We start from the raw sequence: 25,783 nt of genomic DNA on the forward strand, positions 1-25,783 counted from the left end.
TTAGACCGTATCCTCAATGATCTCGCCGTGCTCTTCAAGCATCTTGGAGAACTTCGCGTATGCCGCACGCATGTCTTCTTCACGATCAAAGCCCCGGAACGGGAACTCGAAGGTGTACTCGACGCCGCTTTGTGGATGCGTCCACTTTCGATCTTCGAGCGGCATGCCAGAATCGCCGACTTTTCTGTATAGCTTGTTCATCTCGCCCGGTAGCTTGCGACCGTTCGCATCGTAAAGATCAGACTGCTCATATCCTCGGAGAACAGGGAACTGGGTTCGATAGATGGTGCAGAGCTCGTCTGGGGTCAGTCCTAAAGAGATTGCAGAAAGCGCATCGATTTCCACGATTAATGATCTTCTGCTGAGCGCGTCTCTTCTTAAATTGTGGCGCTCAATATGCGGAAAAGCACCGATTGCGAACTCCTCAAAAACCGCACCCATTGACGAGAGCTTGGCACTTCTCAAAGCAAGCGCGCGTCCAATGCTTCCTTCGAAGAACATCGGTAGGTTGTCTACAAAGGACGGTGTGAGGTCGGCGGCGTTTGATGCTTTGACAAAAAAATCCAACGGAATTGAGCTAAACATTGCTAAAAATGCCAGTAATTCTTGTTCGCTTGCATCGTGCCAGGTTCCGCTAATTATGGTGTAAAGATGCATGCAACCTGGAGGAATCAGACTCGCATGCAGCGTTCGTTCTCCCGTCGTAGAAGCCATCCGCCTCCAACCAACACGAAAAAAATCTCGGGCAGAGATAGCAGTTGACCCAAATCTTAGTCTTGAGTAATTCTCGTCAAGCTGACGACGCATGTCGTGAACCGGCTGATAACTAGTGCGTGGAACAAAATCCGGCGAGATCGCCTCAAGGTCGATCTCGGTCCAGTCCTGGTTATTCTTCATCGTTGGGTTCGGTTGCTTATTGAACTGATTTGCAACGGAGATATGTGGTCCTTGAAGAATCACGTCTGACCAGACTGTATTTGTCGCTGAACCAACCTCGAAGTAACCCTTCTTTCTATCTATTGACTCATCCCACCCACGCGAATATTGAAACCCTAGATCTCGCACACGTGGCATTTTGCTCAACTTCTCAAGTACTTTCATACTGGCCAAGTTAACGGGATAGACCATGCGGGCGTGGAGTGGTGTAGTTCCGGGTTCATCGAGAATTTCTGCCCATACGCGCAGCGTTTCTTCATCCACACGCACAATTCGCTGCGGGTGTGGTCTTGTGTCCCATCTGCCTTCAGCCGTTTTCAAACCTGGTACTTCTGAACCCCCTTCGTGCTGCAAAGAGCGAGTGACAGTATCCGGATGATAAAGCGATGCGGCCATGACAAAGTTGACCTCACTTCTGGGCCCGCCATATACGTGGACCCCATAGAAGACGCCATCATGGACTTCGAAGAGAAGCATTGCGTTTCGGAATTGCCAGTGTCTCCGCAGACGACGGTATGTCGCGGCGCGAAGATTCTCAGCCTTTTTTTCCGTGAAGTGCGACTCTGGATGAATCAAACTTATGACACCATTGGGCGACGCATTTGACCATGCCCTCACCATAAAGGAACGGTACAGATCGGGTTGTAGACCTACCAACATTGGGTATTGCGTCGTGTCACCAAGGAATTCTGATAGCACCACATTCGGCAATGTGTCGTCAATAAACCGCCTCCGGGATGAGCCGTCGACGAGCGTCTCTTCCCGTTTTCTCTTGAGAAGAGCTTGTGATGGCTTCTCCGCAAGCTGCCACCATGCATCATGCTCCGCCAAGAGTGCTGCCGCGTCGGAGCGAGGGCGTACCCACGGGGGATTTCCGACCTGTAGGTCAAAGCCGCCGCGGCCGAAGACGGAAGCGAACTCCAATTCCCAATGGAAGAAGACCTGTTCTTGAGCAATGCGGTCGCACGTCAATAGCCACGGGTGAGTTTCAGCGAGTCGCTCCGGTGGCGCCGCCATAGCGAAGTCGAGCTCAAGCTCCTCGTAATCGTTGAGTTCGTACCAGTTACTGTCTCCGACGAGGGACTTCTGTTCCGAATTCTTGTTGGCTTTACCTCGAAGTCCCAGCAAGCCTTCAAGACCGGAGATCCATTCCGCGATAGTTGGCGGCTCAACATTGTCCTCGGTCAGCGGCCAGAACCAGAGCGCGTTCCATGCGTTCATAGCTCGCTTCAAGCGCTGGAATGCACCCCGCGGATCCTTTAGGACGGCTTCTATCTCGGCTCGCGAGACCGAAGTGACTTCGGGTTCGCGTTCGTGGGGCCAGTAATCGATGAAGCGCTTTGCCTGCTCTTCGGCGATCTGTTGGCGGCGTAGCGAAATCTTCCAGAGTGTTTCCACACGCTCGGACAAGGCTTGGAGTCGCTTGAGATGGTCCGTGCTCAGCGCGAGCTTGGTGCTTTTCGCCCAGTTCTTAAGCTTCTTTTGCTCTTCTCCGGCAAGGTCTTTGACTTCCTTTGCGTCGGCGGCAGCGCCCCAACCCTCGCCAGGCAAGAGGAAGTGGTGGATGCGGTTGGAAACGTCTGGGTCTGGGGCATCGCTCTTAATGGCCTCGACCAAGCCGGTCAACGAGTGTTCTTGCGGCGCTTCGGAGAGGTACTTCTTTGCTTTGACCGCAGCCGATGAATACGTGGCGCGACGAGCACCGATGAGCGAGTTTCCGCGTTTGAGGCGCAGGCCGAACCATGGTGCACGCAGCCCGGGTTGCATGGTGTCCAGCCAAAGAGAGACTTCGGCCAGCTCCACAGCGGTGGAGTTTAGGTCCACTCCGTGAACTTGATGCAAGGCGATCTGCGCTTTGACGCGCTGGAGTTCTTGCGGGTACTCGTCCGCCGGGATTTCGCGATCGAGTTCCTTTTGCTTGCGCTTGAGGTACTCGTCGGCGAGCTGTCGCACGGCTTCGATAGCGAACGCGCCGGAACCCAGCGCGGGCTCGCAAATGCTGAGCTTGAGGATGCCATCCGCCGGGGTCTCGTCCGTCAGGAGCTCTTCGAGAGCCTGAGACACCACGAACTTCGTGAGTACTTCAGGTGTGTAATAAGAGGCCGACTGCTGACGCTCGCGGCCAGCCAGACGGAACACGAAGCTGCCCTTGGGATGGTGAACCGGCTCTTGAAGACCGGTTTCCTCATTGCGCTTGGTCACGTAGTGCTTGGCATCAATGCCGTCGATTTTCTCGAGCGGCACCACCCACGATCCCTTGGACGCATCGCCGTTCTTGGCTACTTCGCGCAAATCTTCCTGCGCAATGAAGCCCGTGTAGGACATCAGTCCCTCATACACGGCGCCAAGCTGGTTGATGCCCAAGTTGGCGTAAGAGATGAAGCCACGCTCGGACTTGGACTCGGCCTTGCTCAAGAGCAAGCGTTCGAGGACCTTCTGCAGCTCGGAGTTACTGAGCTTGACCTCGGTGATCAGCTGCGTGGCGCTGTGCGCAAAGAGGTCGGCTTCCAGAGGCTCGAACACCAAGCCTTCGTCGCGTGCAGAATCACCCTCGGCGTCGTCATTGCTCACGGTAGACGTACCGGTAGCCCGCGCCCGCTGGACGTCGTGATCACCGTTGACAAGGCGGAACAAGAGATTCAGGGATTCAAAAAAGTGCGTGCCGCGCTGCGAGTGGAAGGTGGGTAGCTCCACTTGAACCAGCTCGCGCAAACGTTCCAACCCATAGCCGGCATCGTACTCCCCCTGATTTTTCGGAAGCACGCCCAACTCAGGCGAGGCCTCCGCATAGAGGAGGAACAAAATCCGGTACAAGAACCGCAATGACTCGCGCGCCAACTGCTGGCCGTCCAGACCTTCGTTGCTGAGGCCCTGTGCGGTCCTGCGGACCAGGACGTCGTTGGCAATGATTTCAATCGACTCACGGATACCATCCCGCAAATCCTGAGAAACGCCCACGGCGTGCTTGCGGGATTCTTCGAGGCGCTCGTCCCACCACAGCGTGCCATCGGCCGCCGGAACAAGGGACTGCCTGCCAAAAATCGCCAAGAACCGGTCAACTTCTTGACCTTTCCTGGTGTCATTGCGGTCCGCAATCAGCTGCACATCAGCGGACAAATACCGTCCCTCTGGCCAGCGCTCGCGCTCCGTCAAGAAAAGCGAACCACCCACGGCCACCACAATGTACTTCGGGGAAGGATCGGACAAGTATAGCTCGGAGATGAGCTTGGCGAGTGGCTGGTCCGCGCGCTCCTTGTTGTCTAGCTGGTCGGTTCCCAGCAGCGTAGATTCGCTCAGCGCATCGTCGCCTTGGGCGGGAGTTCCCTCCAGCCACAGCACATCCTTGGTGTCCCCCAGCCACAGCCCGTGCACCACCGCATTGGACGAACCGCGCTCGAACGCCAGATCCGTGAGCTCCCCGCTAATCCCCAAGACGTCGCGCAGATTCTTATACGTGGCCTCCGCTGCGACGGCCGCTTCTTCGCCTTCGAGCTCGCCAAGTGCGGCCATGTCAGTTTGAAGCTTGAGACGGGCCGCGGTGAAACGCTTCAGAACGGTTTCGTGCCCGTCCTTCGCGTCAGCGTCCCACTGCTTGCGCAGCTCCCCCACTTGCTTTTGGAAGGTTTCACCCTTGCCATCAGAGGTGAAATAGTGATCGCTAATCCAGTCCTCAACTACAACAATGGACTCGAACGCGGGCATTTACGCTTCCTTCTTTTCATTTGGCCGCGGCATTGCAGAGTACGACGGCGCTGGTGCAGTTCGCGGCGCAATCACCAGTAGGGGGCGCACCAGCATTTGTTCGGGACGCATATCTTGGGCGAGTTCTTGCTCGGCGCGCACGCGATCCTGACGCTCTTTCACTTCGGCGCGCTGAGCCACTTCTTTCGACTCTGCTGACCACTTCTCGGCACGCTCAAGCCACTCGGCGAGGCGCCGCTCGGAGTCGTTGATGAGCATTCCGCGCTGTTGTTGCAAGTAAAGCTCGGCCTGATTGACGGCGTTCTCAAAGTCCTCTTGGACCGCGGTAACATCCACCGGACCGGCGTTGGAAGGCTTACCGATCAGCCCGACTTCTTTCAAGAATGCGGATAGATCAGGTAGCCCACCCGAAAATCCGTACTGGACCTTGACGAACGTACGGTTCAGCAGCTGGCCACGACGGTTAGAAATGGTTCCGAGCATCAAATACACGGGCTCATCCACATCGCCGCGGATGGCGAGCACTTCGTTGCGTGAGATGGAAGCCAGCGCACGGTCACTTGCCCAGTCGAGCACTGGGTGCAGTGGGCCCAAGTAGTGAGTGGACGGCCAGTTGGTGTCTTCCGACTTCCGTGCTGCATCGAGCGACTGCTGCCCCGAAGAGACCGTGGTGGAGAGCTTGAGCTGCTCCATCACTCCGCGTTCCTTCAAGTAATCCTGCGGCAAGAACCGCAAGCGCTTCTTCAGATCCGGTGTGGGATTCAGTGAGGCCACACCGTACTTGTCATCGTACTTCCAGCCAACCTTCTGGAACGGATCGCCGAACGCTTCCTCGAGCGCTTCCTGCAAGAAATCCAACTCAGTGGGGTACAAGTCGATCCGCTGATCAACTTGAACCTTCGCTGGGACGGGAGCTGCGGCGTCGTTCTTGGAACCCGCAAGCCCCTTCAAAAGCTGCTCCAGCTCATCCAACTCAAAATCCACAATCTCTGGGATGACGTCCTCAGCGTCCGTGCCGGCTGCGAGCGCGTCGCGGATAGCCTTCTCCTCCGCCTCCACCGAGTTCTTGCCCATGAGGGTAGCGACATCGCTGAAGACCTTGTGGGCTTCGTGTTCCTTCTCGATCAAGCGAGTCAGCACACGGATGTCGCCGGAGAAGTTCGAATCCTCCGGATCAAGAATGAGGGTGGCGATCTGCGGCGGGTGGTGCTGACCGTAGCGATCAATACGACCATTGCGCTGCTCAATGCGGATGAGGCTCCACGGGATATCGAAATGCACCAAGAGGTGGCATTCAGCGTGCAAGTTTACGCCTTCCGATGCGACATCACCCGTAACCAGCACTCGAAGCGGGGAGGAACCGCGCTTGAACTGCTCCACCATCTCTTGCTGCTCAACGTCCGTCAGGCCGCCGTGGAGAAGCCCGATGTTTTCAGCTTTCAGGCCGAGGCTGTCTGGAAGGTGCTTTTGCAGATATTTGAGGGTTGCGACGCGCTCAGCGAAGACGACAGCACGTGTGCTCTGCCCCTTGCCGACGCCAGCTTGTTTCAAGTGCTCCACGAGGGCGTTGAACTTGGCACTGGTGGTCGCGTTTGACTTCTTGGCAAGGTCGAGGAGCGTTTCTAGCGCGTCAGCTTCCTTGGCGCCCAGCGGATTGGTGTCTTCCGTGGCGCCCTTCTTGCCGTCGACGCGACCCTTCTTGCTGAGGCGGTTCTCGATGGTTTCGATCAGCGCCGCAGGACTGGACAGGAACGCCTTCGCAAGCGTCCATCCGAAGAGCGGGTTCGTCGCGGGACTACCGCCATGCGGGTGAATCCAGGTGCGCGAAAGCTCGGTGGCCACGGCGTTCTCCGCCGGGCCCGCCGGGACCAACTTGTTCTTCGGCTCCGGGCGCTCGGCCCAGTCGCTGCCTACCTCCGCGGCAACCTCCGGGCTGTAGCGGTGGCGGCGTACGATCAACTGTTGCACCGCGTCCTGATCGATGCTGCCGTCTGGGCGCACCGCCGTCGGATCCAAGAGCCGAACCAACTCAGCGAAGGATTCCTTCTTACCGTTGTGCGGGGTGGCGCTCGCGAGAATGAGCGCGTCCGTGCGCGGCGCGAGGATGCGGGCGAGCTCGTTGTTGAGCGTGCCGGCGTTAGTGAGGTTGTGGGATTCGTCGATCACGACGGCGTCCCAACGGCGCTTCTTCAAGTGTTCGCGGTAGCGCGGAGTCTTGAGAGTATCGATGCTGATGATCGCGCGTTTGAAGTACGTGAACGGATTGCGGGAGGCCGGGATGGTTTGGCGGACCCGCTGGATTCCTACCGAGTCAAGCCTGACGAACGGGAGCGCGAACCGGCTCCACATTTCGTGCTGCATCTGCTCGAGGACGTGGCGCGGGGTGACGATCAGGATGTTTTCGCCGCGACCTCTGGCAACTAGCTCCGAGAGGATCATGCCGATCTCGAGGGTTTTACCGAGGCCCACCGCGTCAGCGATGAGGATTCTGGGGCGAATGTTTTTGGGATCCAGGGCTTTCGCGACTGCGATGCGCTGGTATTCGAGCTGCTTCGAGAGCATGCGGGTGCTAACAGTGAGCGAGTTCTGCGCGGCCGGGACCGGGGTTTTCCTCAGCGTGGTTTCAAGGAAGAGGCGTGACTTGCGGTAGTTCGGGGAGTCATCGGCGACGATCTTGGCGTTTCGAGGATCAACGACGTGAATCTCATCCAGATCCGAGTAGAAGGCGGCCTCGGTGTCCCTTACGAGCTCGCTCAGGCCCTGCACCTTGATCAGCGTGCCGCTGCCGGTGGCGCTCGTGGAGGTCACGAGCCAGTCCTCGTCACGCACCCGCACCACGGAACCGGGGCCCACATTCAACTGCGCGGCGGAACGTTCAGTCACCGTTGTCATTCGCTCCCCAACTACTCCTTCTTATGCACTACCCAATGTCAGACCGACATACGTCGAGTTTAGTGCTGAGAAGGATAAATAGAAGTGGGGTGGGTCTGGAGGTTACTCAGGAGTCACCCCTGATGCGGGTCCGGGCTGCGATTAATAGGCCTAGCCGCGTAACAAAATGACCAATGAGCTCAAACACTATCCGGAGGGGTTATCCCGGAATATGGTGTGACTATTCGACGTCCTGTTTCCTCTCGTCGAGCATCCAGAGCCTGTACCGACAAGATACCGTCGCTCTTTTCGGACGAAATCGCGAATGATAATACTGCGGATAATCAAGCTTGATGCTAATCAACGATGTTGTGGCGCAGTTGATTTAGATCTGGGGCGGCAACCAAGCCAACAGAAAGTTTAAGAATATCGACAAATAAATCATCGCAGTACTCCTTTCAATGACCGCTACGAATTTCCGAACGCACTTCTTGAAGGTGCTCTTTTTGAAGAAATGCAGACAAGCCACAGGGAAAAGAATAGGTACGCCAAACTCTGTTCCGGATTCGAACCAGTACCCCGACCCAAATCTAAATCAACTGAACACCAATTGTATCCAATGAATCAAACAGTCGCTACAGACCAATCAAAACTATTCGCGGTCAAAGCACTGTTCGACATACACAAAAGCCGACGGACTCTTTAGGCGCATGCGCGATCATTCATACAAGACCCGACACCGTTGAGGTAATCCCCTAATCGAGGATCGTAGGGGTTGTAGGCAGACAAATCTCGGTATGGCGTTTTGAGCGCCAGTTTAGACAACAGCTCAACGTGCTACCACCGAGATTCGGACGGCAGCACGGTGATTGCTAACAACGGACCTAGAACGAATGTTGGCCTTCCGGATCGAACGCGACGCTGCATTGGAAGCCCTCGCCGCCTGACTCACTCCGGCACAATTGAAGCATGCCGGCAAAGCGCACATCGTCTCGAGGCTCAAAAAGCATGTTGCCACCGAACACACCGCTTGGGCACAAGCTCTCCTGAACGCACCGAGCGAGCAGAGCGACGTCGTCACCGGAACTGACTCGGCAGGATTGGTCGTCCCGCACTTGGCACGACAGTTTTTTTCTTTGCGCGCACAATAAATCGAGGTGGCCAAACACTTCGGATTCATGGTGGAGAAACGCCCCATTTGCCCGGCCCTGATCTCCATGCCTGTGGATCGCGATGAGGACCGCAGCGCTCATCATTAACTAAATCTCCGGCAAAAACTTCACCACTGCCGCACTAAAGTCCTCTTCGTCATGATCCGATACGGTAACCTCCGTGACGCTCCGGAACAAGAATCCCTTGACTGATGACGCAGGGCACCCTTGAGGACACACGACACTCACAAGCTCCAGAATTCCACCAGCCTTTGCAGAGCTGGATCACTTAACCATTAAGCCCCACGGCAACTCATGCGCGAGTTCCGAATACTTCTACTCGTGATAATTGCAAATAGGCTTTACAGACAACAAGTAAATTATGGTGCACGTTGTGAAATGTAAGCGGCTCGAAGGAAAGGCTTGCGCTTACTTCACGTACACGAGCCTCGAGACGCAAAGAAGGCCTGCATATTGTTTACCCCGATTCACAGGATTCTAGGAATTGAACCGAACCACCTGGACGCTGACATCCTCCAGAAAGCGATAAACGCGGAAATTAGTGAAACTTCTGATCTCGACTGGAAAAGGAACTTCTACCCTAAGGACAAGCCGAATTGGCAGGATGAAGCGGCCAAAGACATAGCCGCAATGGCAAACAGCGGAGGCGGATGGATCTTTTTCGGAGTTGGCGAAAACGACAGCACCAGCTCCGCTGCCGAAATTACACCCATTGAGTGGAACGCAGGAGAAGAACAAAGACTTCGACAAGTCGCGTACGCAAAGATCGGCCCTCCCATCATTGGCATCGAATTTTTCCCCATCCCATTTGCGCAGAAATTCGTTATTGCGGCGCGAATACCAGATTCACCGGACCGACCGCATCTGGCGAAAAAGGGGGAGAACGCTTTTATTGCCCCGCTGCGAAACGGCCCTCACACAGTGTTTATGACGGAGCGAGAAGTCGAAACGGCATATCGCCACCGTTTTTACGCTGCGTCGGAGAACGAACAAGAGCTCAAAAGCCTATTAGAGACATCATCAGGAGGATTAGACCCTCTTCAGGGAGTAATCCTGGTTTCAGCCGCTTTGCCTTTGGAAAAGAAGTCCGCAAATCCCAAGATTGACGACGCAACTTTCCGAACCTTCACTTACAACAATCAAAGTGAAGACTTGTACGCGCAGCCGTTCTTGGCGAAGGACTTATGGTCTGAAGGAGAAATCAGGAAGGGAATGAGAAGTTGGATCCTTCGGAACCCCAGCGGGGATAATCATCACTTTCGGAAAACGTTCCATGACAACGGTACGATTCAAGCTTCTTACCGGCTTGGGAATCTGACCCGACGGCATGAAGCTATCAACTATTACCCGGTGGATGAGCCCAACCATTGCTTGTCCGAAGATATTGAGGAGGCCATCATAAATATTGTCGCCTCAGTTCGTTCATGGGCAAAACTCCTAGGTGTCCAAGGCGGTTACAGACTCCGATTAGCCCTCGTCGGCAATAATTCTGAGCCCATTTGGATTCGAAGCACAGAGAATACGTCTGGCTCCCTTCGTCCCAAGGAACACAGCGACCCCATACACCATTTCATCCCCGTTGATACTGAATTCGATCCGTTAAGTGCTACTGAATTCTGGCTACCGCAAGTAGTGGGTTTGACAACGGATGTCATCAACCAAGGGGGAGTTCGGTATTTGATGGTCATGGCAGACTCGGACTAATTATTGGCTCTTCCACACTGAATCTGACTTGATATCGAATTGCCCGTATTCGGGACTCACGGCTCAATTCCTACACCAGTGCCAACTGAGTTCGTAATGACTGCAGCTTTTCAAAAACTACGGTTGTGAAAGGAGGGTCCATCCACACATCCTTCAACGTTAGCTTTCTTCATTGCTTTCAACGCCTTCTTTCGCTCCTTTAAATCCTTTTTCTCGGCAGACTTCCTTTTCCGAGAATCATTGTTGACCGATACAGAAATCAATTCCTGCCGTTGAAGGTCGTACCTGTTCAAATATTCTTGGGCTTCACTCCAGAGTTCTGAGGAATCTCCGTTCATTCTGAGCTTTAGAAGGTGGGAGGTCTGATTGAGATCGAAAGCGATCCCAGCGACTGATTCGTAGATGTTTTGGGGAGCAGTTAGACGTATGAGGTTATCTTGTCTGCGCAGTTCCTCGTGCAATTTATCCCAGTCAACTACACCAGTAACGCCGTCGTCTGGATTTAACTGCACGCTACTAAAGCGCTGGTTCAGCTGATCTGCAATATCAATAAATCCCGCTACGTCCTTCTGCGATTGGTGCAGCACTTGTGCCTCATGCTGGCGCTGCCCTGCCTTGAACGCGACCACGGACGCAACAAAAACACCAAGCACACCAACCAATACTTGAACTAGATCGACCCATGGAAGTACCTCTTGCGTGCAAACAACTACTGCGTTCGCCACATTTGAGGGGTATGAACAATCCAATGCTCTCCTTTTCTGCCTGTCTCATACAACCGATCTGTTGATGGTTCAATAGGTAGCGTAGTGGGTGGACCGCCCTGGATTTGATGGACAGTTTGTATACAGGTTCTACGGTCCTGGAATCTGGATCTGCGCAGCCAACGTAAGCTGCGGCGTCGTCAATAATCAGAAATCCGCCGAACGAGGATAGGCCCTAATTGTGCTGCGATCGAATCGGACCGCGATAGTAGGGTGCGGGGTGGACCGGACGCGCAGAATTGAAGGCGAAAGGGGCAACCATGATCGCAGCGCTCAACCAGCTCGTCGATTTCCTCGACCGGCACCTCACTGACGAGATCGCCATCGATGACCTATCAGCCCGACATGGCATGACGGAGTATCACTTGCGCCGAATGTTCTCATCGCTGGCCGGCATGCCGCTGTCCGAGTACGTCCGCAGACGCCGAATGACTGTTGCCGCTACGGACATTCTCGATCAGGGCGAGCTGTTGGAAATCGCGGTGCGCTATGGATATGGGTCGGCCGAGGCTTTCAGCCGGGCGTTCCGATCAGTGCATGGCGTGGGCCCGGGCGACGTGCGCCGAGACGGTGGCCCCCTTCGCACACAACCGAAACTCAGGTTCCTACTGACCCTAGAAGGGAACACCACCATGGACACTCGCATCACAGAACGGCCAGTATTCCGGCTCATCGGCCATTCGGCCCGCGTACCGCTGATTCACTACGGCCCAAACCCGCACATCCAAGCGCACATCGCCTCGCTACCAGCAACAGAGCACGCGCGGCTCAAAGAACTCAGCAACACCGAGCCCTCGGGTCTGCTCCAAGTGAGCGCGGACGTGGACCCGGACTACACCGAGGGCAGCGAACTGACGTACCTCCATGGCGTCGCAGTCGCTGAAACCACACCAGTTCCCGATGACCTCAACGCGATCGAAGTCCCCGCAGGCACTTGGGCAGTGTTCAACGCCGAAGGTGAATACCCGGCGGTTCTGCAATCCATCTGGGCCGCGACGGCCACCGGCTGGTTCCCATCCAACCCTTGGCGGCTACGCCCGGGCCCTTCAATGGTGGCAATCCTGAATCGATCCGCGGATTTCAGCACGGCGCACTGCGAACTGTGGTTGCCCATAGAACGTGCGTGACCGGTTGGCTTGGGAATCTTAGCCTGCCCGCTTTACGCGAGCTGTGTCGTCGTCGTCAAACGAAATTGAAGCCAGCGCGACAAGGAAAGCAGGGCCAGGCGCCACACATCAGTGGCAGCCCAGCCTCGCTCTCGCGATAAAGCGCTAGTCGCTTAGAAAACGACGATCGGCTTCAACGTGGATCCGTCGGCAGAATCGGCGAAGGCCTGATTGATGTCCTCGAAGGAGTACTTCTTCACGAGCTTGTCGAACGGGAAGAGGCCCTGCTGGTGCAGGCTGATCAGGCGTGGGATGAATTCCTTCGGCACGGCGTCGCCCTCGATGACCATGCTGACCTTGATGCCCGAGAGCAGCAGGGTTCCGATGTCGAATGGCGCCTCGGTGCCGAGCTTCGCAGCTCCCACGAGTGCGCCGTGACCGCGCGTGGCCAACGAGTTGATCATCTGCGCGAACACCGGAGGAACGCCAGTGGTGTCCAACGCGTAGTTCACGCCGCCGCCAGTGATTTCCTTGATGGCCGCTACTGGATCGACTTCCTTGGAGTTCACGGTGTGCGTGGCACCAAGAGTCTTCGCAAATTCGAGGCGCTCGGGAACAATGTCCACCATGATGATGGTGGTTGCACCCGATGCCTTCGCAGCCAACATGCCAGCCATACCCACGGCACCCGTGCCGAAGACGGCGACGGAGGAACCGGGCTTTGGCTGAAGCACGTTGAGCACAGCGCCGGAGCCGGTCATGATGCCGCAGCCTAGAGGGCCCAGCAGGTCCAGGGGCACATCGTTGCCAACCTTCACGACACCATGAGCCACCACATTGGTGTGCTCGGCGAAGGATGACTGGCCAAAGAAGTGCGATCCGATTGGACCGGATGCGTCAGAGAACGCCTTCGAGCCGTCGGGACGCTGCACGCCAAAGTTGCGATCATAGAAATTGACGCAATACATGGGGTGACCGGCGAGGCACTGCTCGCACGATCCACAGAATGCTGGGCCGATGACAACCTGATCGCCGACTTCGTAGCCGACGACCTCAGCGCCGACCTTTTCCACAATTCCAGCGCCTTCGTGGCCCAAAACTACTGGAAGCGGCACTGGGTACCACTGGTCGCGGATGATGGCGTCGGTATGGCAAATACCGGACGCAACGATCTTTACTTGGAGTTCGTCGGCACGGGGTTCGTCAAGCTCAAGCTCGCGGATTTCCAGATCAGTTCCTGGTGCGGTGGCTACTGCTGCTCTTGTCTTCATATTTATCCATTCCCTACCTACGTGATGCCTACTTGACTGCATATACGTGAGGATCTCTCGGCGGGACAGGCTGGAAACGGTAACAGTCAAGTCGCTTGAAGCCCATCGAATTTCGAGGGAGGACCACGTTGGCATCCTTACAACTAGACCCTACTCCTCGCCGTTGAAATGTTCGGCCCGTCAGCGGTGTGAGAACAAATTCCCTGTATGGAAACACAAATCACAAGCACCGCTCCCCACTCGTACCTTGGCCGAGGGTCGCGTTGACGTGAAACAGCCGAGATTTCTCTTGCCGACTAAAACCCTAAACGCATGGTCGCGATTCGAATCCCAAGTTGGTGCACAGTTGGGTCATCAGGGTTACCCATTCAAGGCGCCATCCGTAGACTCTTAATCCGTAGACTCTTAAGAAGCGCAATCGTCGCAACAAATAATTAGGTCCGGGGGACAGCAACAATGGCAAATAGTTTGAAATCTCTGAAAGATGTGGCCGCGCGGAAGCTGGATGACTATACGTCGCCCTCTAAGGGATACGCCTTCAATACATACGACGTTGCCGGAGAACCGGACGCTCCGCTCACACCAGCAGACGTTCTCATGGCCAACCTGCTGAGCCTCAAACTCAGCGCACGCGAAGTCATCCCGCTTTTCAATGAAGGCGACGGACCCGCGCAAGAACTTCGCAAGGCACTTGATCATGCTCTGGTTGAGCTTCGCGACGCCAAGCCGTTCGAAACATTCGAGGACCTCACTGCGCTCGAGGAAGCCGTCACGAGCTTCGCCAAAGCGAACTTTAATTCGATATCCGTTCCTGAATGGACAGCAGTAACCGTCTCCAAGGTTCTACACCGACGCCGCCCGCAGATCGTCCCGCTCTATGACTCCCGGGGCCAAGACTTCTATGGCGTACGTAAGCCCGAGAAATTCAGGGCAGCACTCTGGGAAGACATTCAGGACAACCTCGACTGGCTTTCGGAGATGGCAAGCACCAAGAAGACACCCGATGGCCGCGAGCTCTCTGTCCTGCGCTTGGCCGACATTTTGATTTGGACTCCGTAAACCGAGTCAGAATCTCAGGCACCCAACCCGAGCTGCGTCGTCGTCATCAAAATCCGAAACGGCGGCGCCAAAGTAAGAGACACCAGAAGCCACAAAACAGAGATGCTCCCCAAAAGTTGGACTGAAAAATCAGATCCACTTCCGGGGAGCATTTCGGCTAAAACAGGCTACAAATCAGCCAACGCCGAGGCCGGGTTTTCGATGGCGTCGGCCACGTGGCGGAGGAAGCCGCCAGCAGTTCCGCCGTCGCAGACGCGGTGATCGAAGACGAGCGTCAGCTCGACGACCTTGCGCACGGCAAGTTCGCCGTCCACCACCCACGGCCTATCGATGATGCGTCCAACACCAAGGATGGCAACCTCTGGATAGTTGATGATCGCGGCTGATCCGTCGACTCCAAACACGCCATAGTTGTTCAAGGTGAATGTGCCGCCGCCCAATTCGGCCGGGGCGGCTTTTCCGTCACGAGCGAGCTTGCTGAGGCGTCGGATTTCGGCGTCCAGCTCGCGGGCGCTCAGCTTCTCAGCGTTGCGGATGGACGGCACCACGAGCCCGCGGTCCGTCTGCGCAGCGAAGCCTAGGTTGATGCCGTCGAAACCAACGATCTCCTTCGTTTCGCCGTCCGCAGCATCCTGGAAACGCGTGTTGAGCTCCGGGAACCGCTTGAGGCCAGAGGTGACAAACCGGGCAATGAACGCCAGCAATCCTGGAGTGTGGTCCGGATTCCGCTTCTTCAAGTCCGCTCGCGTCTCCACGAGCGCGGTGGCGTCCACATCAACCCAGACCGTGGCCTCAGGAATTTCAGAACGGCTGCGCGACATATTGGCCGCAACAACCTTCCGCACGCCCTTGACTGGCGTTCTCGTTGCAATAGCAAGTCCGGTTCGGGAATCAATATCTGCGTACGACGCCGCTGGCTCACCCAAGGTTGCAGCGCCCGGCTGGGTTGCCAGTGGAGCAGGCGCGGTCGCGGAGCGTTGTCCCGCAAGGGCCGCTTCCACGTCGCGACGCATAATCAGGCCAGCTGCGCCGGTCCCCTTGAGAGAACTGAGGTCGACGCCGCCCTCCCGCGCAATTCTGCGAACCAGCGGTGAGCTGACGGCTGGGCGAAGTTCAGCCGCAGCGGGCTGGGTTAGCGAGGCAGGCTTGGCAGGAGCGATGCCATCACGACGAGCGCGAGTGCGGCGCGTCGGACCGTGTCCGCCCGAGGTGCCGTAGCCAATCAGGACGTTCCCAGAACCGGCTTTCTCCTCTTCGCGATAGGTATTTGCAGCGGCTTCGGAGCTAGGAGCGACGGCTTCTTTTGCGGTCTCAGCCGAAGTTTCTGCTACAGCAGGAGCATCAGTAACAGCACCCGCGGGCAGCACCGAGATGAGCGGCTTGCCCACATCGAGCGTCTGACCTGGTTCGCCGTGGAGGATGGCCACCGTGCCGGCGTAGGGCGACGGCACCTCAACGAGAGACTTTGCGGTTTCAACTTCGGCAATGGGCTGATCCACGCGGATTTCGTCGCCGACGGCCACTAGCCAATTGACGAGTTCCGCTTCGGTGAGGCCTTCGCCGAGGTCTGGGAGGAGGAATACGTTTGGTTCGCTCATGATTAGTCTTCCCACTGGAGATCATCTACGGCGTCGAGGATGCGGTCCACGCCAGGGAGGTAATAGTGCTCGAGCTTCGGCGCTGGGTAAGGCACGTCGAAGCCGGTGACGCGGCGGATCGGCGCGGCGAGGTAGTGGAAGCAGTTTTCCTGGACTCGTGCCACGATCTCCGAAGCAACGGAGGCAAAGCCATGAGCCTCAGCGATCACCACGGCACGGCCAGTTTTCCGGACTGACGCGTTGACTGTTTCGTCGTCGAACGGAACGATCGAGCGGATGTCAATGACTTCCAGCGAGCGTCCTTCCTCAGCAGCCGCAGCTGCGGCAGCCAAAGCAGTCGGCACAGACGGGCCGTAGGCGATCAGGGTTGTGTCCGTTCCAGAACGGGCCACAGAAGCGCGGCCTTCGCTCGAGATGCCGGAAGCAACCTGGGCAGCATGCTCACTCTTCAACGCCTCGAGGTCAACAAGATCCTTGGACCAATACAGCTTCTTAGGCTCCAAGAAGATCACCGGGTCATCGGAATCGATGGCCTCACGGAGCAAGCGGTAGCCATCGGCCACGGTAGCCGGCGCGTACACCTTGAGCCCTGCCGTGTGGGCGTAATACGCCTCGGAGGAATCACAGTGGTGCTCCACGCCGCCAATGCCGCCGGCGTAAGGAATGCGAATCACCATAGGCATCTTGACGGCGCCCTTGGTGCGGTTATGCATTTTTGCGACGTGGCTAGCGATCTGCTCGAACGCCGGGTAGGCGAAGGCGTCGAACTGCATCTCGATCACGGGGCGCATGCCGTTCATGGCCATGCCCACGGCCATGCCCACAATGCCGGATTCAGCAAGGGGCGTATCAAAGCAGCGCTGATCGCCGAAGGTCTTGGTGAGGCCGTCCGTGATGCGGAAGACGCCGCCAAGCATTCCCACGTCTTCGCCGAAGACGACGACCGACTTATCCGCGTTCATGGCGTCAACCATGGCGGTGTTGATTGCCTTGGCGAGAGTCACCGGCTGTGGTCCGTTTGCAGCCGAGCTAGCCGCGGCCTGGGCCGTTGCTGCGCTGACGTTGCCGTTGGCTTGTGAAGAAATCGCGACGGTGGGGCTCATTTGGATACCTCATCCCGGGAGAGTTCGTCGGCGAGCAAGGCCGATTGTTTTTCGAGTTGCGGAGTGGGCGAAGAGAAGACGTTCTTGAAGAGGTCCTGTGGGTCCACGGCGACGTCTTCGCTGAGCCCGGTCCGAAGCTGCGCGGCGACTTCTTCCGCCTTTTCTGCGATCCGCGATTCGACCTCGCTATCGATCAGACCCTTGTCCGTGAGGAAGGTCTTCATGCGGGTCAGCGGGTCTTTCGCTTGCCATTCGGCGACTTCGCTGTCCTCGCGGTAGCGGCTGGCGTCGTCGGCATTGGTGTGCGCCTGCATGCGGTAGGTGTGCGCCTCAACCAAGAGCGGGCCGGATCCTTCACGGGCCAGTTTCACGGCGCGGCCCAGCACGGCAAGAAGCGCTACGAGGTCGTTGCCGTCCACACGTTCGCCGGCCATGCCGTAGCCCACTGCCTTGTGCGCCAGCGACGGCGCCGCAGATTGGTGGGCCAGCGGGACGGAGATGGCGTACTTATTGTTCTGCACAAAGAAGATCACCGGGAGCTTGAACACTGCAGCGAAGTTCAGTGCTTCGTGGAAGTCTCCTTCACTCGTGGCGCCGTCGCCGCACATGGCGAGGACCACGGTGTCCTCGCCACGCAACTTTGCGGCATGTGCCACACCAACACCGTGCAACAGCTGAGTAGTCAGCGGGGTGCACTGGATTCCAACTTTGTGTTCGTTCGGGTTGTATCCCCCGTGCCAGTCGCCACGGAAGAGCGTCATGGCTTCTACGGGATCCACGCCGCGGGCCATCACGGCCACAGAGTCGCGGTACGTCGGGAACATCCAGTCGCCGTCGGCGAGGCACATAGCTGCTGCCACCTGGCAGGCTTCCTGACCGTGGCTAGACGGGTAAACGGCCATGCGTCCTTGACGGACAAGAGCCGAGTTCTGGTCATTGACGCGGCGGCCGATGACCAGTTGCTCAAAAGCAGCCAAAAGAGCGGCATCATCCGGAATCGGGTATTCGTGGCCAGGCTGAGCACCTTGCTCATCCAGCGGGATGAGGGCGCCGTTTTGATCCACTATCTGAATCTGGTGGCGAGCCGGAAGCAAGTAATCTTCCAGCGAAATGCCGAAGTTGCGCAGGGCTTCCGGCACTGCAACTTCGCTTGGAACGTGCGGAGCTTTTTCCGGCGATTGGTGGTTCGCGGGGATCGTCATTGTTCCATCCTTGGTTGATCACTATTCCTAGCAATTATGCGGATGGAGAGCATTGTTATCTAGCAATCCACAAAATCGTGGACGCTTTGCAATCAGGAATGAATCGGTGAAGACAAAACGCTCAGAGTGTTGCCTAAATCACCCTTCTCGGGAGACAGATCGCATCACCCGTTCCGGCACCCCGGGCCGGCGCTCAATCGAGCTAGCGAGTATCCAGATCCTCAAAGACCAAGAACGTCTGAGTGCCGATTACTCCCGGCATGGACTGCAACTGGTCGAAGACAATGCGGCGCAGATCTGAATTGTCGATTCCACGCACCAGCAAAATGACGTCAAAGTCGCCACCAACAAGCGCAATGTGTTCAATCTCCGGGACTTTACGAAGCTCTTCGCGCAGTTCGCGCCACGAGTGCTGCTTGCACTTGAGCGTCACGTAGGCCGACGACTTCCGCCCACTCTTGACGGGGTCCACCACCGCGGTGAACTTCGTCAGCACGCCTTCTTGCGTGAGCCGATTGATCCGGGCATACGCGTGAGCGCGCGAAATATGGACGTTCTCCGCGACCTGAGTAACGGACATTCTGCCGTCACGAGTCAGCTCGGCCAGGATCTCCCGATCCACACGGTCCAAAAGCACTGACTCGTGATTTTCGTCTTCGTTAGCCATAGCGGTAGTCCTTGGTGACAAGTAGAGATTTAAACAAATGCGGTTCTGTGGTCACACTTTATCTAGCGCATCACTGCGAACTAAACCGCGCCGGGCTTGGCGAACAAACTCAGTCGTTGAGCGTCCTTGGGCGCAGCCCAATAGTGACCGGCTCCGGCGAACTACAACAGGACGACGACGCAGCCCCGGTTTCGCTGTCAGGCTCAGTTGGCGCCGGCGCATCACAGGATCCGCCCAGATCAGTCGAGCAAACACCGGTCTGCGGCAGCTCGAGTTTCACCGCATCCGCAGCGGCGCGGTCGCCAGAAAGCGCGGCCACGATAGACCGAACCTGCTCATAGCCGGTAGCCATCAAGAACGTCGGCGCACGGCCGTAGCTCTTCATGCCCACAATGTAGAAGTCATTCTCAGGATGCGAAAGCGCGCGCTCACCGTGCGCCTTCACGGTGCCGCAACTATGGAACTCGGGGTCGATCAGCGGGCCAAGCTCGCGCGGAGCCTCCACCGTGAGATCCATGTCCAAGCGCAGCTCGGACAGCATCTGCAGGTTCGGCCGGAAGCCCGTCGCCGGAACCACGAGATCCACCTCAAGCACACGGCCATCGGCAAGCTTCACGCTCAACCGCTCCCCCGCTTCCAGCGCGGTCACGGACACGTTTTCCAGAATGGTGATGTCACCGAGCTCCACGAACCTGCGCAACGACGTACCCAGCTGTCCACGCGCAGGAAGCTCGTCAGCGATACCGCCGCCGTACAAACGCACCGGATTCGCGACTCCACGCAAGCCCCACAGCACCGTGGTCTCGGGGTGCTTCTGACGGAGATGGCCCAAGCTGATGAGCGAGTTCGCGGCCGAATGGCCAGCTCCAAGAACCAGGACAGTTTTCCCGGCAAAACGTTCAAGGTCGGCACCCAACGGATCCGGCAGCGGCGTCGTAACGAATCCGGCCTCATAAGCCGCAGCCTCACCGATCGCCTCAATTCCGGACCGCCCCACGGGATTCGGCGAATGCCACGTGCCAGACGCGTCAATCACCGCGCGAGCCACAATGTCCTCCACCCCAGAAGGCGTCTGCGTGCGCACCAAAAAGAGCGATTCCGCACGGCCCGCCGTGCGCGTCTTATCCACTCCGCCGCCGTCTTCGCGCACGCGGGTCACGTGCGTGACGCGGTGGTTGTAGCTGATGTGCGGGGCCAGCGCGGGGTGCGCAGCCAGCGGCTCCAAGTAGTCGGCCACCATGTCAGCGCCGGTGGGGAGCCGGGTTTCGCGGGGCGCTTGCCAGTCCCCCGCATACGTTTCGGTGGCCGTTTCGAGGAGCCGGCGGGAGGCATCGTCGATGTTGTATTTCCACGTGGAGAACAGCTTGATGTGGCCCCAATCCTGCATGGCGGCGCCAGCGCTGGCTCCGGCCTCGAGGACGCGCACGGCTTGGTTCCGCTCAATCAAGTGCGCAGCCGCGGCCAGTCCAATAGGGCCCGCTCCAATGACGACGACGGGGCTGCTCTGCTTCATGGCTGTTTCTCCAAAAATCAACGGCGTTTGTTGCTAGATCCATGGTTTCACATATTCATGGTTGTGCATGTCTTGATGTCTCACACGGTGCGCGGAAGTGACGGTGGGACCATCGAGCATGGACTCAGCAGCACCTCAGACTTCCCGTTTCCCCTGGCGATATGCGCTGGCCGGAGTGTGCGCGGCGCTGATTCTCTTTTGCTCCGCTCAAGCGTTGTCCGTGTTTTTTGCGAACACGTCATCGCCACTGGTGGCGCTCGGTTCCACGATCATCGACTTCACGCCGGCCTGGCTCAAGGACTGGGCGATCAAGCTGTTTGGCACTAATGACAAGCTGTTTCTCTTTGTGGTCTTGACTGTTGTTGCTGCCGTTCTGGCCGGCCTGGTGGGCCTTCTTGCGCGGCGGAACATGCGGGCGGCCGTGACTCTCGTGGGAGTCTTGGCGTTCATTTTGGGCGTGAGCGTGCTGAGCTGGTCCAACGCCTCGCTGGTTGATGTGGTGCCAACGCTCATGGGAGCAGTGCTGGGCCTGGGCGTGCTGGTCTGGCTGACGGATGTTGCGAGGCGGGCTGCGGCGTCGTCGTCCTTAAATACGGAACCGAACCCCACCGAAACTGGTGCTGCGCGCCGGAAGTTTTTGCTGGGCGCGACCGGGTCCGCGGCGCTGAGCCTGCCTGCCGTGGGCGTCGCGCAGACGTTCCGCGGCGCACAGAATGTGGTGGAATCGGCGCGTTCGGCGCTCGGGTTGCCGCCCGCCAAAGTGAAGGTGCCCGCGCTGCCGAGCGGGGCGGATCTGAAGGTGACCGGGGTGTCGCCGTTCATGACGCCGAATGAGGATTTTTACCGGATTGATACGGCATTGTCTATGCCGCGGATTGGTCCGCAGAGCTGGTCGCTCAGGGTTCACGGGATGGTGGAGCACGAGTTCACACTGACCTATGACGAGCTCGTGGCGAAAGACCTCGTGGAGCACTACCTGACGCTCATTTGTGTCTCGAATGAGGTGAGCGGGGATCTGGTGGGCAACGCGAAGTGGCTGGGGTATCCGCTGCGGGAGATCCTGAAGCAGGCGTCACCACTTCCTGGCGCTGACATGGTGTTATCCACGTCGAAGGACGGTTTTAGCGCGTCCACGCCGCTGGAAGTTTTGACGGACACTCGCGAGGCTTTGCTGGCCGTGGGAATGAACGGTGAGCCGCTGCCGCTCGATCACGGATTCCCGGTGCGCGTGGTGGTTCCGGGGCTGTACGGGTACGTCTCGGCGACCAAGTGGGTGGTGGACCTGGAGGTCACGCGATTCCAGGACAAGGCGGCATATTGGACGTCGCGCGGCTGGTCCGAGCGTGGCCTGGTGAAGATGTCCTCGCGCATTGAAGCGCCGCGATCCTTTGCTCAAGTTCCGACCGGATCTGTGGTGTTTGGCGGCACCGCGTGGGCGCAAACCATTGGCATTTCCAAGGTAGAAGTTCAGATCGACGACGGCCCGTGGCAGGAAGCGGAGCTGTCCACGCTGGTCTTCGCGGACACGTGGCGGCAGTGGCGTTATGAGTGGAAAGACGCGACGTCCGGAAGTCACACTGCGACCGTTCGCGCAACCAACTCCGGCGGCGAACTCCAAACCCAAACGCCCGCGGATCCAGCACCGGACGGAGCGTCCGGCTGGCACCGACTGCAGTTCACCGTTGCGTGAGGGTGATCGCGTGACGCAAGCTGCGGCGTCGTCATCTATGCCGGACTCCAACGGTACTTTCGTTGCCCGCGGTTCAGCAGGAGAAGTTTCAGTTTTGCTCTTGTGACGGCTTCGCCGGTTCATCGCACGGCGATGACCGAAGCCATGCGAGCACTTCTTGCGAGTGTTGCCCGAGGGCCGGTGGCGCGGAGGCAGTGCGCGGCAAGGGCGGATCCCATGTGAGCGGATGGCGAAGCTGCCGGCCCACGGTCTCGCCATGTTCCCCCACCACTTCCACGGTGGGTTCGAGACCTAGCTTTTCCGCGAAGTCAATGCCACCAGCAATGTCCAGCACTTGCCCCACGGGGACTCCAGCTTCCGAGAGTCGTGTTTGCCATTCGTTGGCAGTGTCGGCTTTCAGGGCATCCTCCAAGAGGGACTCAAGCTCACTGCGATGCTTGACGCGCAAGGCATTGCTGGACAAGCGCGGATCCTCAGCGAGATGCGCCACGCCCAGAACCGCACACAGCTTGCCGAACTGCGCGTTGTTTCCGCAGGCCACCGCGATCGGCGCATCCTTGGTGGCCAGGAGCTGGTAGGGCGCAATGGAGGGGTGAACATTGCCCAACCTGCCCGGGACAACCCCGGCTCCCAAGAAGGCCTGACCCTGATTCGCGAGGGCCCCTTGGAGACTCGAGAGCAGGTTCGCCTTGATATGCGCCCCGCGGCCGTGCCGCGAGCGGGCCACCAGCGCCGCGAGAATTCCGGACGTCGCATCCTTGGAGGTGAGGACGTCCACGAGAGCAACCCCCACCTTGAGCGGACTTCCCTCAGCTTCGCCCGTGATGCTCATGAGGCCGCCGAGGGCCTGCACAATGAAGTCATATCCGGGCCGCTCAGCGCCCTGCTTGTCACCGAAACCGGAGATTGAGGCATAGACCAGCCTAGGGTTTTCGGCCTTGAGATCTTCATACCCCAAGCTGTACCTGGCCATGCCGCCCGGCTTGAGATTCTCCACCAGAACGTCCGCTCTCAGCGCTAGTTCCCGAGCAACCGCCTGATCCTCGGGATTGGTCAGGTCAAGAGTGATGGACTCCTTGTTGCGATTGACCGATTCAAAGTACGTGGCGCCCGTGGCCGAATAGGGCGGCCCCCAGGAACGGGTGTCATCGCCAGTATCCGGATGCTCCACCTTGATCACGCGCGCACCGAGGTCCGCAAGCGTCATGGTGGTCAGCGGCCCGGCGAGAACGCGCGAGAAGTCCGCAACCAACAGCCCAGCGAGCGGTCGCGAGAACTGCTCTTCGTCACGCGGTTCCTCGTGAGGCGACATTGCAACTCCTTGCGGAATGATGGGATTGAATTCCTGGTCTTACCCTAGCCACGATCCACCCCCAACACTTCGCGCAACGTCTCTTCCCACGGCGTCTCGCTCATCCCGAAGTACTCGCGCGCTTTGGAATCGTCCATGATGAATGGGTTTTCAAACTGGTGCTTGGTCTCTTCGAGCTCGCGCAAAATCGGCATAAAGAGGGACATCGCCTTGATCCCCGCTTGCGGCACTTCGCGCACACGCGGTGTGCGCTGACCAGCCAATTCCGCCACCTGATCTGCCACCTCGTGGAAGCTCAGTGCGGGCGCGCTCGGCGTATGCCAAGGGCGTCCCCACGCGGGGTCGCTATCCGGCAACTCCGCGATCCGAGCGATGAGACGGCCCGCATCCCGCACCGAGGTCCACGTGTGCGGCGCGTCCTTTCGGCCCACCGGCGGCCACGCGGTCTTGCCACGCGAGACCGGCCCGATCAGGAACTTGCCCAGGTAGCTTTGCTCGTCGATCCCCACGCCCACGTAGTCCGACGACCGCACCTCCGCCGCCCGCACATGCCCCGCGTGATGCGCCGAGAGTGCGTCCTGCCACATCTTCACGCGGACTTGGCCCTTGGTGCCGTTCGGGTTCAGCGGCGTGGATTCGGTCATTGGCTCGGTGACTTTGCCGTAGCCGTACAGGTTGCCCGTGATGACGAGCTTGAGCCCGTGCCGCGATGCCGCCTCAATCACCGACTTGTTGATCGGCGGCCATGTCTCCGCCCATTCGCCGTAGTTCTTGGGGTTCATCGCGTTGATGATGACGTCGAAACCAGTGCTGACATCGCTGAGGTAATTCGCGTCCGCCGCGTTCAGGACGTGCAGCTCGGCGTTCCGCAGGATCTCGTAGCGCGGGATGCTTGCGGCGCCCGGTATAGTCCTGTCCAGCTGCGCCACTTCTTGCGGAGAGTGCGCCGCGCCTTCTTGAGGTACGACGCCGCCCCGCCACCTTCCGGAGCGGGATCCTACGTGCACTTCGTGGTTGCGAGAGAGCAGTTCAACCGCGGTTTCGCGGGCAATTCCGCCCGCTCCGAGGATCAGAATTTTGGACATTTTGGGCTCCTAAGTTGTCCCGCTTTAAGTCTACTCTTGCCCGGAATTATGCGGATGTGAGCGGAAATGTGGCGAAGTTCGAGAATTATGTTTACTTTCGAGAACAGTGTTCTCTCTTTTGGTTTTTATGTCAACACGTGTCTCGCTTGTGAATACTGTTCCACTTTGAGAAGCTTGCCCACATGACTCCACGCCCGCGCGCCCCTAAAACTGCTCGAGGTCTTCGTGAGCGAAACCGCGCGGCTATTGAGTCGGAGATCCTGGCCATCGCCAAGCGTCAGCTCACCGAAGTGGGCGCACCAGCACTGTCCCTGAGGTCCATCGCTAAAGAACTCGAGATGACCCCCAGCGCGCTCTATCGCTACATCGAGAACCGGGACGAGCTGCTCACGCGATTGATCGTCGAGTCATTCACGTCCTTGTCCACGGCCGCCGCCGCTGCCGAAGCTCGCGTGGACCGCTCCAACTTCGAAGGCCGATTCCGAGCCCTCGCCACGGCCCTTCGCAAGTGGGCTATCGCGAAACCCCACGAGTACGGGCTGATCTACGGAACGCCGGTTCCGGGCTTCAAGGCATCCCCCACACGTACATCGGACGCGGGAACGCGCGTGTTCATGTTGCTCGCGAAACTGGGCGCTGACATGCAGACTCACGTGGACGACCACATGCACAAGACCGGCCGCTACATCGAAGCTGTTGACCTCTTAGACACCGCCGCCGTGGACGGTCTGTTCACCGACGACTTCGACTTCCTCCAAAACGTCTCCCCCGAGCTCATCATGAACGTTCTCGCCGCCTGGAACTTGATCATGGGCGGAGTCTCGGCGGAGATCTTCGGGCACTTGGGCCCAGATGTCTCGGGTGCCGACGCGATGTTCGACGCCTGGATGGACCGTGCTTGGCGAGTAGCGTCCGGTGTTGGCGGTGGTCTCGCCGGAGGCGAATCGTCATTCAGAGCGTAGGCACTTCGTCAGCCGCGCTTCGTCGTCGTAATTTAGAAGCCTGACCCGCACTCACCGCAAGGAGCC

Annotated in this window: 16 protein-coding genes; 5 read left to right on the top strand and 11 right to left on the bottom strand. The window is 58.3% G+C overall.

The annotated features are described in order from the left end of the window. Both BKA12_RS08730 and BKA12_RS08735 read right to left on the bottom strand, forming a co-directional pair. Entirely contained in the window at positions 1–4,638 is a 4,638-nt protein-coding gene (locus BKA12_RS08730; protein ID WP_183642685.1) for a DNA methyltransferase, read from the bottom strand. After that, a complete protein-coding gene (locus BKA12_RS08735) occupies positions 4,639–7,530 on the bottom strand; it encodes a helicase-related protein (RefSeq protein ID WP_183642688.1) in 2,892 nt (963 codons plus the stop codon). 1,604 nt (positions 7,531–9,134) lie between these two features. Between BKA12_RS08735 and BKA12_RS08740 the strand changes: the two genes are divergently transcribed. Then, a complete protein-coding gene (locus BKA12_RS08740) occupies positions 9,135–10,385 on the top strand; it encodes an AlbA family DNA-binding domain-containing protein (RefSeq protein WP_183642691.1) in 1,251 nt (416 codons plus the stop codon). A 110-nt stretch (positions 10,386–10,495) separates the two neighbouring features. On the opposite strand, the gene BKA12_RS08745 is transcribed toward BKA12_RS08740, so the two are convergent. Further along, positions 10,496–11,110, bottom strand: coding sequence for a hypothetical protein (locus BKA12_RS08745; RefSeq protein ID WP_183642694.1), 615 nt, complete (start codon positions 11,108–11,110; stop codon positions 10,496–10,498). 299 nt (positions 11,111–11,409) lie between these two features. Between BKA12_RS08745 and BKA12_RS08750 the strand changes: the two genes are divergently transcribed. After that, on the top strand, positions 11,410–12,276 hold the full coding sequence (locus tag BKA12_RS08750; protein ID WP_183642697.1) for an AraC family transcriptional regulator: 867 nt from the start codon (positions 11,410–11,412) through the stop codon (positions 12,274–12,276). 152 nt (positions 12,277–12,428) lie between these two features. On the opposite strand, the gene BKA12_RS08755 is transcribed toward BKA12_RS08750, so the two are convergent. Further along, on the bottom strand, positions 12,429–13,526 hold the full coding sequence (locus tag BKA12_RS08755) for an NAD(P)-dependent alcohol dehydrogenase (protein WP_183642700.1): 1,098 nt from the start codon (positions 13,524–13,526) through the stop codon (positions 12,429–12,431). Positions 13,527–13,994: 468 nt separating this feature from the next. Here BKA12_RS08755 and BKA12_RS08760 point away from each other — a divergent pair, with 468 nt between their 5' ends. After that, a complete protein-coding gene (locus BKA12_RS08760; RefSeq protein ID WP_183642703.1) occupies positions 13,995–14,585 on the top strand; it encodes a DUF6308 family protein in 591 nt (196 codons plus the stop codon). Positions 14,586–14,752: 167 nt separating this feature from the next. Here BKA12_RS08760 and BKA12_RS08765 read toward each other — a convergent pair whose 3' ends face one another. The 5 genes from BKA12_RS08765 to BKA12_RS08785 all read right to left on the bottom strand — a co-directional run bounded on the left by BKA12_RS08765 (position 14,753) and on the right by BKA12_RS08785 (position 20,668). After that, positions 14,753–16,183: a dihydrolipoamide acetyltransferase family protein gene (locus BKA12_RS08765; RefSeq protein WP_183642706.1), complete on the bottom strand. Its 1,431-nt coding sequence runs from the start codon at positions 16,181–16,183 to the stop codon at positions 14,753–14,755. 2 nt (positions 16,184–16,185) lie between these two features. Then, positions 16,186–17,286: an alpha-ketoacid dehydrogenase subunit beta gene (locus BKA12_RS08770; RefSeq protein ID WP_183642709.1), complete on the bottom strand. Its 1,101-nt coding sequence runs from the start codon at positions 17,284–17,286 to the stop codon at positions 16,186–16,188. Continuing rightward, positions 17,283–18,488 carry a pyruvate dehydrogenase (acetyl-transferring) E1 component subunit alpha gene (pdhA, locus tag BKA12_RS08775; RefSeq protein WP_183642712.1) on the bottom strand — a complete coding sequence of 402 codons (1,206 nt, stop codon included), beginning with the start codon at positions 18,486–18,488 and terminating at the stop codon, positions 17,283–17,285. Before pdhA ends, BKA12_RS08770 begins: the two co-directional genes overlap by 4 nt. Before the next feature lie 202 nt (positions 18,489–18,690). Then, a complete protein-coding gene (locus tag BKA12_RS08780; RefSeq protein WP_183642715.1) occupies positions 18,691–19,155 on the bottom strand; it encodes an Lrp/AsnC family transcriptional regulator in 465 nt (154 codons plus the stop codon). Positions 19,156–19,264: 109 nt separating this feature from the next. Then, positions 19,265–20,668 (bottom strand): FAD-dependent oxidoreductase, encoded by a 1,404-nt coding sequence (locus tag BKA12_RS08785; protein WP_183642718.1) that lies wholly within the window; start codon positions 20,666–20,668, stop codon positions 19,265–19,267. A 118-nt stretch (positions 20,669–20,786) separates the two neighbouring features. Here BKA12_RS08785 and BKA12_RS08790 point away from each other — a divergent pair, with 118 nt between their 5' ends. After that, positions 20,787–22,358 carry a molybdopterin-dependent oxidoreductase gene (locus tag BKA12_RS08790; RefSeq protein ID WP_183642721.1) on the top strand — a complete coding sequence of 524 codons (1,572 nt, stop codon included), beginning with the start codon at positions 20,787–20,789 and terminating at the stop codon, positions 22,356–22,358. 88 nt (positions 22,359–22,446) lie between these two features. Here BKA12_RS08790 and BKA12_RS08795 read toward each other — a convergent pair whose 3' ends face one another. Then, positions 22,447–23,670, bottom strand: a complete 1,224-nt coding sequence (locus BKA12_RS08795) for a CaiB/BaiF CoA transferase family protein (RefSeq protein ID WP_183642724.1) — start codon at positions 23,668–23,670, stop codon at positions 22,447–22,449. Between the two features lie 44 nt (positions 23,671–23,714). After that, a complete protein-coding gene (locus tag BKA12_RS08800; RefSeq protein WP_183642727.1) occupies positions 23,715–24,755 on the bottom strand; it encodes an NAD-dependent epimerase/dehydratase family protein in 1,041 nt (346 codons plus the stop codon). 182 nt (positions 24,756–24,937) lie between these two features. Between BKA12_RS08800 and BKA12_RS08805 the strand changes: the two genes are divergently transcribed. Then, positions 24,938–25,717, top strand: a complete 780-nt coding sequence (locus tag BKA12_RS08805) for a TetR/AcrR family transcriptional regulator (RefSeq protein ID WP_183642730.1) — start codon at positions 24,938–24,940, stop codon at positions 25,715–25,717. Positions 25,718–25,783 lie beyond the last annotated feature (66 nt).

It is taken from the genome of Neomicrococcus lactis, assembly GCF_014200305.1.
Classification (GTDB): domain Bacteria; phylum Actinomycetota; class Actinomycetes; order Actinomycetales; family Micrococcaceae; genus Neomicrococcus; species Neomicrococcus lactis.